Origin of the sequence: Nocardiopsis codii (assembly GCF_036327455.1) — a bacterium.
In the GTDB taxonomy this organism is placed as follows: Bacteria; Actinomycetota; Actinomycetes; order Streptosporangiales; family Streptosporangiaceae; genus Nocardiopsis; species Nocardiopsis codii.
Genome location: NZ_JAUZMY010000003.1, coordinates 1 through 13,467, shown reverse-complemented (window position 1 = coordinate 13,467; position 13,467 = coordinate 1). Strand labels below are relative to the sequence as shown.

Annotated in this window: 11 protein-coding genes; 4 read left to right on the top strand and 7 right to left on the bottom strand. The window is 74.9% G+C overall.

The window, feature by feature from the left end; translation table 11 throughout:
* Positions 1 to 90: 90 nt before the first annotated feature.
* From Q8791_RS03850 to Q8791_RS03840, 3 genes are all read right to left on the bottom strand, one after another.
* Positions 91 to 726: a GNAT family N-acetyltransferase gene (locus Q8791_RS03850; protein ID WP_330090167.1), complete on the bottom strand. Its 636-nt coding sequence runs from the start codon at positions 724 to 726 to the stop codon at positions 91 to 93.
* Positions 727 to 775: 49 nt separating this feature from the next.
* Positions 776 to 1,507 (bottom strand): TrmH family RNA methyltransferase, encoded by a 732-nt coding sequence (locus tag Q8791_RS03845; RefSeq protein WP_330090166.1) that lies wholly within the window; start codon positions 1,505 to 1,507, stop codon positions 776 to 778.
* A 221-nt stretch (positions 1,508 to 1,728) separates the two neighbouring features.
* Entirely contained in the window at positions 1,729 to 2,115 is a 387-nt protein-coding gene (locus tag Q8791_RS03840) for a DUF3054 domain-containing protein (RefSeq protein ID WP_330090165.1), read from the bottom strand.
* A 256-nt stretch (positions 2,116 to 2,371) separates the two neighbouring features.
* Here Q8791_RS03840 and Q8791_RS03835 point away from each other — a divergent pair, with 256 nt between their 5' ends.
* Together Q8791_RS03835 and Q8791_RS03830 are read left to right on the top strand one after the other, a co-directional pair.
* Positions 2,372 to 4,132, top strand: coding sequence for a serine/threonine-protein kinase (locus tag Q8791_RS03835; protein WP_330090164.1), 1,761 nt, complete (start codon positions 2,372 to 2,374; stop codon positions 4,130 to 4,132).
* Between the two features lie 121 nt (positions 4,133 to 4,253).
* Positions 4,254 to 6,308 carry a serine/threonine-protein kinase gene (locus tag Q8791_RS03830; protein ID WP_330090163.1) on the top strand — a complete coding sequence of 685 codons (2,055 nt, stop codon included), beginning with the start codon at positions 4,254 to 4,256 and terminating at the stop codon, positions 6,306 to 6,308.
* 99 nt (positions 6,309 to 6,407) lie between these two features.
* On the opposite strand, the gene Q8791_RS03825 is transcribed toward Q8791_RS03830, so the two are convergent.
* Positions 6,408 to 8,615: a S9 family peptidase gene (locus Q8791_RS03825; RefSeq protein ID WP_330090162.1), complete on the bottom strand. Its 2,208-nt coding sequence runs from the start codon at positions 8,613 to 8,615 to the stop codon at positions 6,408 to 6,410.
* 184 nt (positions 8,616 to 8,799) lie between these two features.
* On the opposite strand from Q8791_RS03825, the gene mshB reads away from it, so the two are divergent.
* Together mshB and Q8791_RS03815 are read left to right on the top strand one after the other, a co-directional pair.
* Positions 8,800 to 9,666 (top strand): N-acetyl-1-D-myo-inositol-2-amino-2-deoxy-alpha-D-glucopyranoside deacetylase, encoded by an 867-nt coding sequence (mshB, locus tag Q8791_RS03820; RefSeq protein ID WP_330090161.1) that lies wholly within the window; start codon positions 8,800 to 8,802, stop codon positions 9,664 to 9,666.
* 38 nt (positions 9,667 to 9,704) lie between these two features.
* Positions 9,705 to 10,232: a hypothetical protein gene (locus tag Q8791_RS03815; RefSeq protein WP_330090160.1), complete on the top strand. Its 528-nt coding sequence runs from the start codon at positions 9,705 to 9,707 to the stop codon at positions 10,230 to 10,232.
* 73 nt (positions 10,233 to 10,305) lie between these two features.
* Here Q8791_RS03815 and Q8791_RS03810 read toward each other — a convergent pair whose 3' ends face one another.
* From Q8791_RS03810 to Q8791_RS03800, 3 genes are all read right to left on the bottom strand, one after another.
* Positions 10,306 to 11,364, bottom strand: coding sequence for a site-2 protease family protein (locus Q8791_RS03810; protein ID WP_330090159.1), 1,059 nt, complete (start codon positions 11,362 to 11,364; stop codon positions 10,306 to 10,308).
* 121 nt (positions 11,365 to 11,485) lie between these two features.
* Positions 11,486 to 12,847, bottom strand: coding sequence for a hypothetical protein (locus Q8791_RS03805; RefSeq protein ID WP_330090158.1), 1,362 nt, complete (start codon positions 12,845 to 12,847; stop codon positions 11,486 to 11,488).
* Between the two features lie 246 nt (positions 12,848 to 13,093).
* Complete coding sequence (locus Q8791_RS03800) at positions 13,094 to 13,351, bottom strand: putative acetyltransferase (protein WP_330090157.1); 258 nt, start codon at positions 13,349 to 13,351, stop codon at positions 13,094 to 13,096.
* Between the last annotated feature and the right edge of the window lie 116 nt (positions 13,352 to 13,467).

Below are 13,467 nucleotides of genomic sequence, written 5' to 3'. Positions count from 1 at the left end.
CACTGGTGGGGTGTTTTCCAGGAAGATTCCGACAGACCCGCCGGGCCCGGCCCCGTCACGGAGGCCGGGCGCCCCCGGCCCCGCCGCGGATCAGGAGGGGTCGCGGAGCAGGTAGTAGTGGGTCCCCGCGTCCGGGCTCTCCACCTCGCGGGACACGCGGAAGCCGAACCGCTCGTAGAAGCCGACGGCCTTGTCGTCGAGGGTCTGGGTGAACACGGGGATCCCCTCGGAGTCCGCGCGGTCCAGCCCGTCGGCGAGAAGGGCGCCCGCCACGCCTGTTCCGGAGACCACGGGATCGACCCCCAGGGTGGCCAGGTACAGGTGGGGTTCCTGGGGTGCGGCCAGCTTCCACTCGGCGAACACCCGCACGAACGCGGTGATGCGCGACCGGCCGACCAGCGAACCCCAGTGCGGCCATGTGCGCAGCGAGACCAGCTGCCCCTCGGGGTTCGCCGTGGGCGGCGCCCACAGCGCCGCCCCCCGCACCACCGGCGCGGACTCCGGGTCGTCCCTGGTCTCGGCGACCCGGGTGTCGCCCGCGGGGACGTAGCCGAACCCTGCGGTCAGGGCGAAGAAGCGCCGCGTCCTGGCCATACGGAGCTCGTCGTCGGGGAACAGCCAGCGGAAGAACGGGTCGTCGTGGGCGGACCTGCTCAGGACGCGGGCGATGCCGGCGACGTCGTCGATCGTGGCGGGACGGGCTGCGGAGGTGACGATCATTCGCACTGCTCTCTGGTAGGGGGCGGCCTCTCGCACATGGTAGATCACGGAACCATCACGGCAGTGCGGTGGTGGGTGTCGCGGCGGGCGTTCCGGCCACCGGCTGGTCGAACACGTGGGCCCGTACCCAGGCGTGCATCGCGATCGCGGCGGCGGCGCCGGCGTTGATCGACCGCGTCGAACCGAACTGGGCGATCGACAGCACCGCCCGGCACACCTTCCGCGCCTCCTCCGACAGCCCGGGCCCCTCCTGCCCGAACACCAGCACGGCGTCGCGCGGCAGCGGGTAGGTCTCCAACGGCACCGCGCCGGGCAGGTTGTCGATCCCGATCAGGGGCAGCCCGCGCTCCCCGGCCCACGCCACCAGGGCGTCCGTGTCGGGGTGGTGGTGGACGTGCTGGTAGCGGTCGGTGACCATGGCCCCCCGCTTGTTCCACCGGCGGCGGCCCACGATGTGGACCGCCGCGCACCCGAACGCGTTGGCGGTGCGCACGACCGAGCCGATGTTGAAGTCGTGCGACCAGTTCTCCACGGCGACGTGGAAGGGGTGCCGGACCGCGTCGAGGTCGGCGACGATCGCCTCGCGCCGCCAGTACCGGTAGTGGTCCACGACGTTGCGGCGGTCGCCGCCGGCCAGGAGCTCGGGGTCGTAGTGGTCGCCCTGGGGCCAGGGGCCCGACCAGGGGCCCACCCCCACCTCGCGTGCCTCGTCCTCGCCGTTGCCGTCGGGCGCGGCGGGCGCGGCCGCGGAGGGGAGGGTGGCCTGGGGTGCGGGGTGCTCGTTCATCCGTTCCAGCTTACGAACCCCCGTCACCTCCTTGGGGAGAGCCGCCGGTCCCGGCGTGAGGAGACCACGGGCCGGTGTCCCCGCGGGGCTGCGCGCCGGTGGTCCGCCGTGCGCGGAGCCGTGGAGCACGGCGTCCCCCGCCCGGGTCTCCCGGGTCTCGCGCCGGTGACGACGGCCGCGGCGGCGGGACCGCCTCCGCGGCGGAACCCGGGCGGTCCCCCTCAGGCGGCGCCCTGCCGCCTGTCCCCCCGGGCCCGCGCGACGAGCAGCGCCGCCACGCGCCAGCCGAGCATGGTGGCCGCGAGGAACAGGGACGTGACCACGACGAAGCTGAGCGGCGCCCCCTCGCCGGTGAACACGCGCAACGCCATCCCGCCCGCCACCGTCACGGCCCAGACGAACACGCCGACCGGCCAGATCCGGCCAGCAGACCTCCAGGCGAGGGTGACGGCCCAGCCCAGGGCCGTTGCGGCCAGAAACGGCCACGCCGTGCCCCAGATCCCCGCGAGGGCGGTGCCGGACTCGTGGTCGATCCTGCCGATCACGACGAAGGCGAGCACACAGATCAGGTCGGCCGCGAAGGCGAGCGGCGCCGCATACGAACGCATGACGCCAGGTTAGACCCGGTGCCCGCGCTCCTCCCGCCGGGTGGGGCCCGGCGGCGGCAGCGCCGTTCCGGGCCCGGAGGCGGTCCGGTCGGAGTCCGCTCCGGCGGTCGCGCCGTCGGACGGGGCGGGGCGGAGCCCGCGTCGGGAGGGGGACCCCCGTCGGGCCGGTGTCCTAAGCTCGGTGCCGGTCGCGGAAGGAGACAGCCCGACCACGCCCGGCACGCCGCACCCCCACGCCAGAAGGTTGCCCGCAGTCATGAGCGCTCCCCCCTCTCCCGCCGGCCACGGTCCCGTGCCCCCACCGCTCCCCGAGGGGGTGGCCCCCCTCGCCGCGGGCGAGCCGGACCGCGTCGGCCCGTTCCGTCTGGTCGGACGGCTCGGGGCGGGCGGCATGGGCGTGGTCTACGCGGCACTGGACGACGACGACAACCGGGTGGCGGTCAAGTGCGTGCACAGGACGTTCGCCGCCGACCCCGACTTCCGTTCCCGGTTCGCCCGCGAGGTCTCGCTGGTGCGCCGGGTCCGCGCGGCCTGCGTGCCGCGCTTCCTCGGCGCCGACACCGAGGCGGACCTCCCCTGGCTGGCCTCCGAGTACGTGCCCGGTCTCACCCTGGACGCGCACGTGAGGGCCAGGGGCGCGCTGACCGGTCCGCACCTGACCGCCTTCGCCTGCGGTGTCGCCGAGGCGCTCGGCGCGGTCCACGCGGAGGGGGTGGTGCACCGCGATCTCAAGCCCGGCAACGTGATCCTGGCCCCGGACGGCCCGAAGGTGCTGGACTTCGGGATCGCCCGAGCGGTGGAGGAGACCGCCCTGACCCGCACCGGCGGGCTCGTGGGGACCCCCGGCTGGATCGCGCCCGAGCAGTACCTCGGGCAGGACGCCGGCCCCCACTCGGACATGTTCGCGTGGGCGGGTCTGGTCGCCTTCGCCGCCACGGGCCGGGGGCCCTTCGGTGCGGGCGGCCCCGACGTCATGGCGTCGCGCATCCTCTCCGACCCGCCGGAGCTGGACGGGGTCCCCGCCGACCTGAGGGGGCTGCTCGCCAGGGCCCTGGACAAGGACCCCGGCGGCCGTCCCGACGCGGCCGGGGCGATGGCCGCGACGGCCGCGCTCCTCCGGGAGGGCCCCGGAACCGCGGACGCGGACGGCGCCGACCGCGCCATGGGCCGGGCGTGGTCCGGCGTGTCCGCCGAACCGGGAGGTGGGATCGAGCTCTGGCGAGCCCACGCCCCCCGGCGGAGGCCGTGGGCGGTGCGGCACCGCACACCGCTGGCGGTCGCCTCGGCGGCGGTCGCGCTCGTGGTCCTCGCCGGGACCGGCGCCGGGTACCTGGCCGCCGGGGAGGGTGCCGGGGAAGGGCCAGGGCAGGGCGGGGAGGACCCGGCGGGAGGGACGGGGACGACCTCGGCCGGCGCCGGGCCGGGAGACGCCTCCGGCCAGCTGGACGGAGCCCCGGCCGCCTACCGGGACCTGTACGAGAACGGCAGCGTGGTCGTCGAGCCGTCCTCCGAGGCGCCCGTGCTGACCCGCACGCTGGTGCCCGAGGGCGGCGACGGCGAACCGCTGGACCAGCTGTCGATCACCTTCGCCTCGGACGGCGGTTTCTCCAACGACTGGATGGCCATGGCGGCGACGGTGGAGTACCTGCCGGACTTCGGCGAGATCCAGCTGCGCACCAGCGACTTCGGGTGGGTCGACGAGATCCGGCCCGAACACGGGTCCCTGGAGTTCGAGCGCCAGGGGGCGGGACTGGCCTACGTGCTCAGCCCCCGGAACCCCACCGTCGAGCTCCCGATGATCGGAATCGAGGGGATCCGGACCAGGGCCGTCTACTACCTGCCCTCCGACGTCGCGGACGCGGAGGGCAGGGTCGCCGTGGACTACTCCGGCGGCTTCTGCCTCCACGCCGCGGACGGGGGCGCCACGTTCCCCGGCGGGTCCCCGTTCGGGCCGCACGACCTCTCACCCGTCGACGGCGTCCTCGCGAACAGCTGTGTCCACCGGGGCGGGGCCTGACCGGTCCCGTCACCGAAGCGGGCCCGCCACGCCCGGGCCCGCCCGCCCCCGTTTCCGTCCGCCGTCGGCGGGAGGTCCGATCCGGGCCTCCCGCCCCACCCTCCGACACGAAGGCGCCCGCGTGCTCCCAGGAACCCCACCCCCGTTCAGCCTCCACCACCTGCCCCCCGGCATCACCCCACCGGAGAAGACGGACCCCCGGCAGCTCGGGCACTACCGGGTCGTCGGACGGATCGGGGCCGGCGGCATGGGCGCGGTGTACGCGGGGCTGGCGCCCGACGGCACCTGCGCCGCCGTCAAGGTCATCCACCCCCAGTTCGCCGTGGACCCGGAGTTCCTCGCCCGGTTCGCCCGCGAGGTCGGCATGGTCGCCCGTGTGCGCGCCACCTGCGCCCCGGCGTTCCACGGGGCGGACGTCCAGGCGGAGACCCCCTGGATGGCCACCGAGTACGTGCCCGGACGCACCCTGCGCCAGTACGTGAGGGAGAACGGGCCGCTCGCCGGCGGCATGCTCGTCGCCCTCGCGGCCGGGCTGGCCGAGGCGCTCGTCGCCGTCCACGGGGCGGGGGTGGTGCACCGCGATCTCAAGCCCGGCAACGTGATCCTGGCCCCGGACGGCCCGAAGGTGCTCGACTTCGGGATCGCCCGCGCGATGGAGGGCACCGCCCTCACACGGACCGGAGGGCTCCTCGGGACGCCCGGCTGGATCGCGCCCGAGCAGTACGAGGGGCAGGCCGCCACCGAGCGGTCGGACATGTTCGCGTGGGCCGGGCTGGTCGTCTTCGCCGCCACCGGGCGCGACCCCTTCGGGACCGGGCCGGTCGACGTCGTGTCCTACCGGATCCGCAACGAACGGCCCGACCTCGACGGGCTGCCCGCCGAACTCGCGGACGTGGTGCGCGGCGCGTTCGACAAGGACCCGGCGGAGCGCCCCACGGCCGACGAGGCGCTCGCCCGCATCACCGACGGCTGGAGCGCGACCCGGGTACGGCACACGGGCGCGGGCGCGCCGGTCGGGGCGCTGCCGCCGGAGGACGGAGGGGCGCCGGACGGCCCCGTCCCCCCGACCGGTGGCCCGGGGACAGCCGGCCCTGCCCATCCGACCGGTGTTCCGGGACCGGCGGCCGGGCCGGCGGGCGCCCCCTCCCCTCAGGCCGTCCACCCCACCAGGGTGGTTCCGGACCTGCTCGCGACGGAGTGGCGGGGCATCGAGGCGCCGGTTCCGCGCCGTGTGCGCGGGGCGGGCCGGCCCCGGACCCCGCTGCTGGCGGGGGCGGCGGTCCTCGCGGTGCTGGTGCTCCTCGGCGGGTGGTTCCTCGTGGCCCCGGAGTCCGTTCCGGGCGCCGGCGGGGGCGGTACGGAGACGACCGGTGCGGACGGATCCGCGGCGGGTGACGGGTCCGCGGCCGGAGACGGGGGCCCAGGCGCGGGCGGCGGGGGGACGGCCGTCGCGGCGGACCCCGAGGACGTCGGGGCGGTGGTCCCGGAGGCGGTCGAACTGGCGCTGGGGGCGTCGAGCTTCGTCGGCTTCGACCACGAGGGTTCCAACGACATCGGCGACCAGCTCTCCCGCGACTACGTCTACACGGAGGAGCCCGAGCCGGTCTACCACCAGACGGACGTTTTCGGGGCGATCGTCGCCGGGCACGTCCTGCTCGGAGGAGACCTGTCCGAGGTGGTCCATTTCGTGGACCTGAACACGGGGGCGGGCGACGGCCCGTCCCGCGCGTTCTACCGGGACGAGGCCCGGACGCAGACGATGGAGGGCGGGCCCCGTTCCGTGTGGGAGCGCCAGGTGCGGCGCATGGAGCTGACCGTCGGACCGGGGGCGGAGCCCGCCTACCAGGGTGTCAGCGCCGTGCCCGCGGACTGGATTCCGGAGGACCTGGTCGGCGACCGGGACATGGCGGCCCGCACCGGCCACCACTACTCCGGGACCTTCCCCGAGGAGCCCCGCGAGGAGGGCGGCCCCGCACGGGAGCTGGAGTTCGACCTGTGGATCGGGGAGGACGGCCGCCCCCTGCGCTTCCACACCTCGGAGGACGCCGGGGTGCCGGCCGAGTCCGGGGAGCCGCGGGTCGACACCTACGAGCTCGTCTTCATCCAGTTCGACGAGCCCGTGGAGGCGGAGGTCCCGCAGGAGTCGGAGATCGGCGACGGGTACCCGACGCCCTGACCCCGGGTAGCCCCGGGCCGCCCGCGGACGCTCCGTCCGGCCGCGAGGCCCGGGGCCCCGGCCCCCGGCGGTGGGTGCCGGAGGCCGCCGACCGCGCCGCTACTCGCCCCGGAGGTTCCCCTTGAGGAACTCCACCTGGAGCAGCATCAGGTTCTCCGCGACCGTCGGGTCGGACGGCGAGTGCGTCACCCCCGACAGCGGCAGCACCGTGTGCGGGCGGCCCGCCGCCATCAGCGCCGACGACATCCGCTGGGTGTGCGCGAACGCCACGTTGTCGTCGGCCAGGCCGTGGATCATCATGAGCGGGCGCTCCAGCTTGGCCGCCTCCTCCAGGAGCGAGCTGCGCTCGTACGCCTCCGGGTTCCCCCCGGGGGTGCCCAGGTAGCGCTCGGTGTAGTGGGTGTCGTACAGCGCCCAGTCGATGACCGGTGCGCCCGCCACCGCGGCGTGGAACACGTCCGGGCGGCGCAGCACCGCGAGCGCGGCGAGGAAACCGCCGAACGACCAGCCGTGGATGCCCACGCGCGAGGTGTCGAGGAAGGGGAAGCGGGCCGCCGCGTCCCTCAGGGCCTCCACCTGATCCTCCAGGACCGGCTCGGCGAGGTCGAGGTGGACGGCCTGCTCCCACTCCACACCGATCCCCGGGGTGCCGCGGCCGTCCGCGATGAGCACCGCGAAGCCCTGCTCCGCGTACCACTGCGCGGTCAGGTAGGCCCCGCGCGCGTTCAGGACCCGCTGGGCGTGCGGACCGCCGTAGGGGGCGACCAGCACGGGAAGCCGGCGGAGGTCGTCGTGGTACCAGGACGGCAGCACGAGCGCGGTCGGGATCCGCCGTTCGCCGGCGCGCCAGAACTCCACCCGGGGCTCGGGGAGGTCGGGCGTCTCCGCGAGGCTGGGGATCTCGGAGTGCGCCCGCCGCGTCTCGGTGCCGGCGTTGCGCAGGACCACCGTGCGCACGCCCGCGAAGTCCATCGACCGGTGCTGGACGACGAGGGTGTCGCCGCGCAGCCGTCCCGACCGCAGGCCGCCGTGGGCGCCCGGGTCGGCGTCCAGGGAGCTGCCGTGCCCGGGGAACTCGACCGGAGCCGACAGGCCGGTCGCCAGGTCCACCAGCCACAGGGACACGTCACCCGGGTTCTCCACGGGCGAACCCGTGTACAGGACCCGGTCGCCGTCCACGTCGACGACCCCGCGCACGTACACGTCGGAGGGGCTCACGGGTGCGCCGCCGACGTACACGCGGCGCTCGCCGGACGCGGACTCGCGGGCGATCCACACCAGCTCCCCCGACCCGGTGTGGGCGGGCACCCCCGGCATCAGCTCGACCCACACGTCGTCGGTGTCGGTGCGCACCTCGGCGACCAGGCCGGTCGCGGGGTCGGCGCTGAGGAGGGCGAGCGCACGCTGGCCGCGGTCCTGCGCGGTGAGGACGACGGTGGGGTTCCCGTCGGGGCCGCTGGTCCAACCGACCGTCGCAAGGTAGGGGAAGGCGTCCCGGTCCCACTCGACCCAGGCGGGGGAGGGGCGGCCGTCCCGCCGGTAGGCCCCCGCCGAGCCGACCGGGAACACCGCCAGGCGGACATCCGCGTTGACGCCCCCGGCGGGCGGGTAGCGCAGCGCCGTCGGCTCCTGGTGGGGGCGGCCGGGGTCGGACACGTACCAGGTGTTCACCGCGGACTCGTCCACGCGGGTGACGGCGAGCGAGGAGCCGTCCGGAGCCCACCAGAATCCCCGGTAGCGTCCCATCTCCTCCGCCGCGACCAGTTCGGCCAGCCCCCACGAGACGTGGTCGCCGTCGGGCTCCACGATCACGCGGTCCCCGTGGTCGGCCTCGGCGGCGGAGACGTCGATGACGTGCACGGCGCCGCCGCTGACGTAGGCGACCCTGTCGCCCGCCGGACTGATCCGGGGGTCCACCACGGGGGTGACCGCGGGCAGTTCGCGGGGTGCGGCGCCGTCACCGACCAGGTCGACGTAGAACAGCCGCCCGGACAGGGTGAACACGGCCCGGGTGAAGGCGTCGTCCACCGTGTACGACACGATGCCGCCGCCGCTCTCACGGAGCCGCTCACGGCGTGCCCGCTCCTCCGGGGGGAGGTTCTCGTCGTCGGCGCCCAGGGCCTTGGGGTCGGCCACCACCGACTCGGTCCCGGCCTGCGTCTCGTGCACCCACAGGCACGTGCCCGTGTCTACTCCGTCGCGTCCCCGCAGGAAGGCGACGCGTTGTCCGTCCGGCGAGATCTGGAACGCGCGCGGAACACCGATCGTGAAGCGTTGGGTACGGGCCTGTTGGCGAGGAAAACTCATAGGGGGATTGTGTCCCATGTCGCGGACGCGCGGGAGGCGTGCCCTCGGCCCACCAGCCACGACACGCGGCGCTCCCGCGCTCCCGCGGTCCCGGGGGCGGGAGGGCGGGCGGTGCCCCCGACCCGGAGACACGGGTTGGGCGAAGGTCCCGCCGTGTCCCGATGTGGCCGGTATCGTTCGTTATGTGACTGACAGGCGACTGATGATGGTGCACGCACATCCCGACGACGAGAGCATCGTCACGGGTGCCACGCTGGCCAAGTACGCGGCCGAGGGGGTCGGCGTCACCCTGGTGACCTGCACCCTCGGTGAGGAGGGCGAGGTCATTCCCGACGACCTCGCGCACCTCACCGCCGACCGCGACGACACTCTCGGAGCCCACCGGATCGGTGAGCTCGAGAAGGCCTGTGTCGCCCTGGGCGTACGCGACCACCGGTTCCTCGGCGGCGCCGGCCACTACCGCGACTCCGGCATGGCGGGCGGTCCCGCGGCCGACCACCCGAAGGCGTTCGCGGGGGCCGACCCCGAGGCGGCAGCGACGATGCTGGCGGAGGTCATCCGCGAGGTCAGGCCGCATGTGCTGGTCAGCTACGACGAGCACGGCGGCTACGGGCACCCCGACCACGTCCGGGCGCACCGGATCACCCGGCGCGCGTGCGTCCGGGCCGGCGAGCGCTCGATGGCGGGGACGCCCTGGCAGGTCGGCAAGCTCTACGCGATCGCGCAGCCGGTGTCCGTGATCGAGGCGTCGATCACCCGGCTGAACGAGGAGGCGGGCCCGTTCACACCGCCCGCGCAGGTCTCCGACATCGCGCGGGGGACACCGGACTCACTGGTGACCACACGCGTCGACGCGGGTGCGTATTGGCCGGAGAAGGCGATGGCGATGCGGGCGCACTCCACGCAGATCACCGTGGACGGCGAGCGGTTCGCCCTGTCGAACGGCATCGCGCAGGAGATCGACGCCGTCGAGTACTTCACCCTGCTGATGGGACCGGCTCCGCGTGTGCACCCGGGGGAGTACGAGACGGACCTGTTCGCGGGCCTGTGACCCCGAGCGGTGCCGGCGACCGTCTACCCTCGTCTGCTGTGAGCACACCTGAGTCCACTGACATCCGTGAGCGGAGGCCGGCACGGGAGTTCCTGTCGCCGCTGCTCACCGTGGCCACCTTCGCGGTCCTGCTGCTGCTCGGCGCGCTCGTGGGCCTGCTGTCCACGACCGGCGCCGGTTGGCTCACCCGCTACTGGGACGCGGGTCCGCCCGTGCCCCTGCTGTCCGCGGCGGGGCTGCTGGTCTTCCTCGCACTGCTGTACACGGCGTGCCGCCTCTGCGCGTGGGGGAGCCGGCGGACGTCCGGGGGGCTGGCCTTCGCACTGGGCTTCCTGTCGGTGCTGATCGCCCTCGTCGGCCTCATGCCCGGCGGCGACGTCGTCCTCACCAACCACATCATGCACAACGCCTACCTCTTCGGGACGATGCTGGTCCTGGTCGTCTCCGTGATCCGCAGCGGGGCCCTCCCGTTCCCCGCCGTGCGCGTCCCCCAGGCGAACGCGCCCGACGGCGCGCGCCCGCAGGTGGGCCCCTCGGCGGGCGCGCGCCCGTGGCACGAGGGCTGACCCGGCCGAGGGACACGACGGCGAAGGACCCCGGGGGCGATCCCCCGGGGTCCTTCCGTCACCGCTCGCCGACTCAGGCCCAGAACTGGAGGAGGAGTTCTCCGTAGAAGGCGATGCCGGGGAACACCGGATTGGGCAGGACCAGGTCGAACAGGGCGTACACCAGGTTCACGAGGACGTCCCTGACCCCGGGGAACCAGAGGACGGCGAACACGGCCACGGAGCCGAACAGGGCGTTGCGGCGGGCGGCGGGCACCCAGCGGGCGCGCCCGGCCGCGGCGGCCAGCACCTCGAAGCCGTCCAGGCCCGGGACCGGCAGGAGGTTCACGAGCGCGGCGGTCAGGTTCGCGAAGGACAGGAACGCCATCGCGGCGATCGCCCAGTTGGTGGTGTCGTTGCCGGGGGGGACCAGGACGGTCACGACGACGGCGAGCACCGCGGACAGCAGGAGGCTCGCCAGCGGCCCGGCGAGGGCCACCACGACACGGCGGCCCCGGCTCGGGACGCGGTCCGGGTCGGCGTGGACGGGGGGACCGGTCATACCGAAGGCGCCGAGGCCCAGGTAGAGCGAGGGGAGCACCAGCCCGGCGAAGGCCTGCTGGTAGGCGAACGGGTTGAGCCTCAGGTACGCGCTGCCGCGCAGGGAGCGGTCACCGGCCAGGTAGGCCGCGAGCGCGTGCGCGAACTCGTGGACGGCCGCGGAGACGATCCACCCGAGCAGGATGAGCAGCGGCGGGATCAGCGGCGTGACGCCGGTGCCCTCGGCGGCCCAGTCGAGCTCGACGGCGCGCCACGAGAGCCAGCCGGCGAACCCGGTCAGGCCCAGCAGCAGGACGAACACCGGGCTGGGCAGGAAGTCGACCCAGCTCGGCGCCGGGGCGCTCCCACCGGACGCCTCGCCGTCCCCGGGGCCGGTCGCAGCGCCGCCCGTGCCCTGCTCGGCCGCGGGCGCACCGTCGGCCCCCGCCCCGGACGCGGTGGGTGCGTCGTCGGAGTCATCCAGGTCGGGGCGGTTGAGGGCGCCCTCGGGCATCGTGTCCCACGGGTCGACGCCGGGTGCCTCGTCCGCGCCCCGCTCGGGTTCGGGCACGTCGGTCGTCTCCGCCTTCTGGGGCGGTTCGGGCGTGGGCATGGCGCTCCTGCTGGTCGCGGGTGGTTCGCGCTCCAGATTAGGCCCTGGGCCGTACCCGTTCGCAGCGGGTGCCGTCCAGGGGCGGGCGCCCGGGGCCCCGGGAGGGGCCCGCGGCCGTCGTCTACACGACGGCCCGGGGAGCCACCGCGGACTGGTGCAGGCAGGCGACCGCGAAGGCCCGGCCGGGCGCGGTCAGCTCCCGGTGCCCGGCGCCGTCGTCCTCGCCGAGCAGACCCAGTGTCTCCAGCAGCCAGCTCACCGACATCACCAGCGCGCGCATCTGGTCCGACGCCGTCTCGGCGGCCCGCCGGTGCGACGCGGCGTGGCGACCCGCCGCCACCGGCGGCTCCAGCGGTACCCAGCCCGACTCCGTCAGGGTCCGTTCGGCGGCCTCCACGTCCGACTCGCGCCGACGCGCGTGCGACCCGCTGCCCTGCGGGGAGCGGGACAGCAGCATGCCCAGCAGCGTCTCCGCCGCCGCCTGCTCCAGGCCCCCGGTCCGGCACAGGGTCTCGGTCGAGGCCTGCCACAGGGCCTCGGAGTCCGTGCGCAGCTGCCGCCCCCGCCGGGTCAGGACGAGCCGGCGCCCCGACCTGCGCAGCGCGCGCATGCCCCGCAGTGCCTGGTGCAGGGCGATCAGCTGGGTCGCGTCGGTCTCGCTGCGCGGAGTCTCCGGTGTGGTCCGCCACCCGAAGTCCGCGCACATCTGGCGGACCACACTCGGCGAGATGTAGCCGATCTGGGTGAGGGCGATGCCGTCGGCGGCCAGGTCCAGCAGCCGCTGCAGCGGGGCCATGGCCCGGTCGGCGGCGCGCGGTACGTCGGCGCCGGCGATGATCTGCCCGACGAGCGGCCACAGCCGCTGCCGGTGCGGGTGCGCCGACGAGCTGAGCCACGCGCGGACGCGCTCCTCCCGCACCAGGTCCAGGTGGCTCAGCCCCCGCTGGTCCGGCCGGGTGAGGAAGGAGCGGGTGAACTGCTCCTGGGCGGGGCGCCACCCCCGCTTGCCGGGACGGACGTCGCCGAGCGAGATGGCGAGCTCCAGGGCGGCCGAGGTCTCGTCGCGGGCGCGGATCTCGGCGTCGCCGACGGCGGTGCCCCACGTGAGCTCGGGAAGGTCGGGCGGCTCGACCCCGGACTCCCACATGAGCCGCTCGTACATGGCCAGCCCGGCCGCGTGGTCGTCGGTGTAGGCGGTGAGCAGTGCGGCGGTCTCCGGGGCGGAGCAGATCTGCGCGTAGCGGTACAGCTGGAGGAGGGAGAAGAGGTTGCCCAGGGAGCGGACGGCGAACAGCTGCTCGCCGGTGGAGTTCTGGAAGCGGGCCGGGAGCTCGAACCAGCAGAACCGCTGGACGGCGTGCTGGTTGAGCCTCTCGAGCTCCTGCTCCGGAGCCAGCGTGTCCAACGCGGACCGTGCCATGTCGGCGGCCCGTTCGTCCCGCCGGGCCAGCTCGGCGAGGGCGGACGCAACTGCTTCGCGCATGACGGGCGCTCACCACCTCCCCGCGTACCCGCACCCGGGCCGCGTGGTGTGCCGCCGGGGGGCGCGATGCTTCGTTCGTCGGTCCCCGGGCGGGTCGGGCTGAGGGACCCGCTCCGGGACTGTGCGTCTCCTACCCCGCACGGGGCGAAGAATTCCTCCGTCCGGGCGCGGCGTGGGCGCCCGGCCCCGTCCGCGGGGCGGACGGGTTCGCTCGTCGGGGAGACCGGGGCCGGGACGGCGCGGAGCTCAGGGCGTCCGCGGGGGACGCCCGCCGCGGCGGCGCGGGGGCACGGGGGGAACGACACGGCTGGCCGCGACCGTCGACTCCTCGACCTCCACCGCGGAACCGTCGCGCCGGCGGACGGTGATGACGCCGTCGGCCCAGGACTCCACGACACCGACGATATCGGTGAACCCTCCGTCGGGGAGGCTTATGCGAACAGAGACCCTGCGGCCGACGTCCTCCGGGGTGATCCGGTGGACGAGGCGTCCTCCCATGTACATGGAACATGCCCCCGATTGTGCGCTGTTTGTTCTTCGCCGCCATACTAGGAGGACGACATCTGTGCCATTTGCTTGCAGAGCCCGGGAGCAGGGCATAGGCGCCCGCACGCCGAACC

What these genes read in the sequence shown, in the direction of transcription:
- Q8791_RS03810 (WP_330090159.1), bottom strand. Translation starts at nt 11,364, where the DNA reads ATGCCCACGCCCGAACCGCCCCAGAAGGCGGAGACGACCGACGTGCCC.
- Q8791_RS03845 (WP_330090166.1), bottom strand. Translation starts at nt 1,507, where the DNA reads ATGAACGAGCACCCCGCACCCCAGGCCACCCTCCCCTCCGCGGCCGCG.
- Q8791_RS03800 (WP_330090157.1), bottom strand. Translation starts at nt 13,351, where the DNA reads ATGTACATGGGAGGACGCCTCGTCCACCGGATCACCCCGGAGGACGTC.
- Q8791_RS03805 (WP_330090158.1), bottom strand. Translation starts at nt 12,847, where the DNA reads ATGCGCGAAGCAGTTGCGTCCGCCCTCGCCGAGCTGGCCCGGCGGGAC.
- Q8791_RS03835 (WP_330090164.1), top strand. Translation starts at nt 2,372, where the DNA reads ATGAGCGCTCCCCCCTCTCCCGCCGGCCACGGTCCCGTGCCCCCACCG.
- Q8791_RS03825 (WP_330090162.1), bottom strand. Translation starts at nt 8,615, where the DNA reads ATGAGTTTTCCTCGCCAACAGGCCCGTACCCAACGCTTCACGATCGGT.
- Q8791_RS03840 (WP_330090165.1), bottom strand. Translation starts at nt 2,115, where the DNA reads ATGCGTTCGTATGCGGCGCCGCTCGCCTTCGCGGCCGACCTGATCTGT.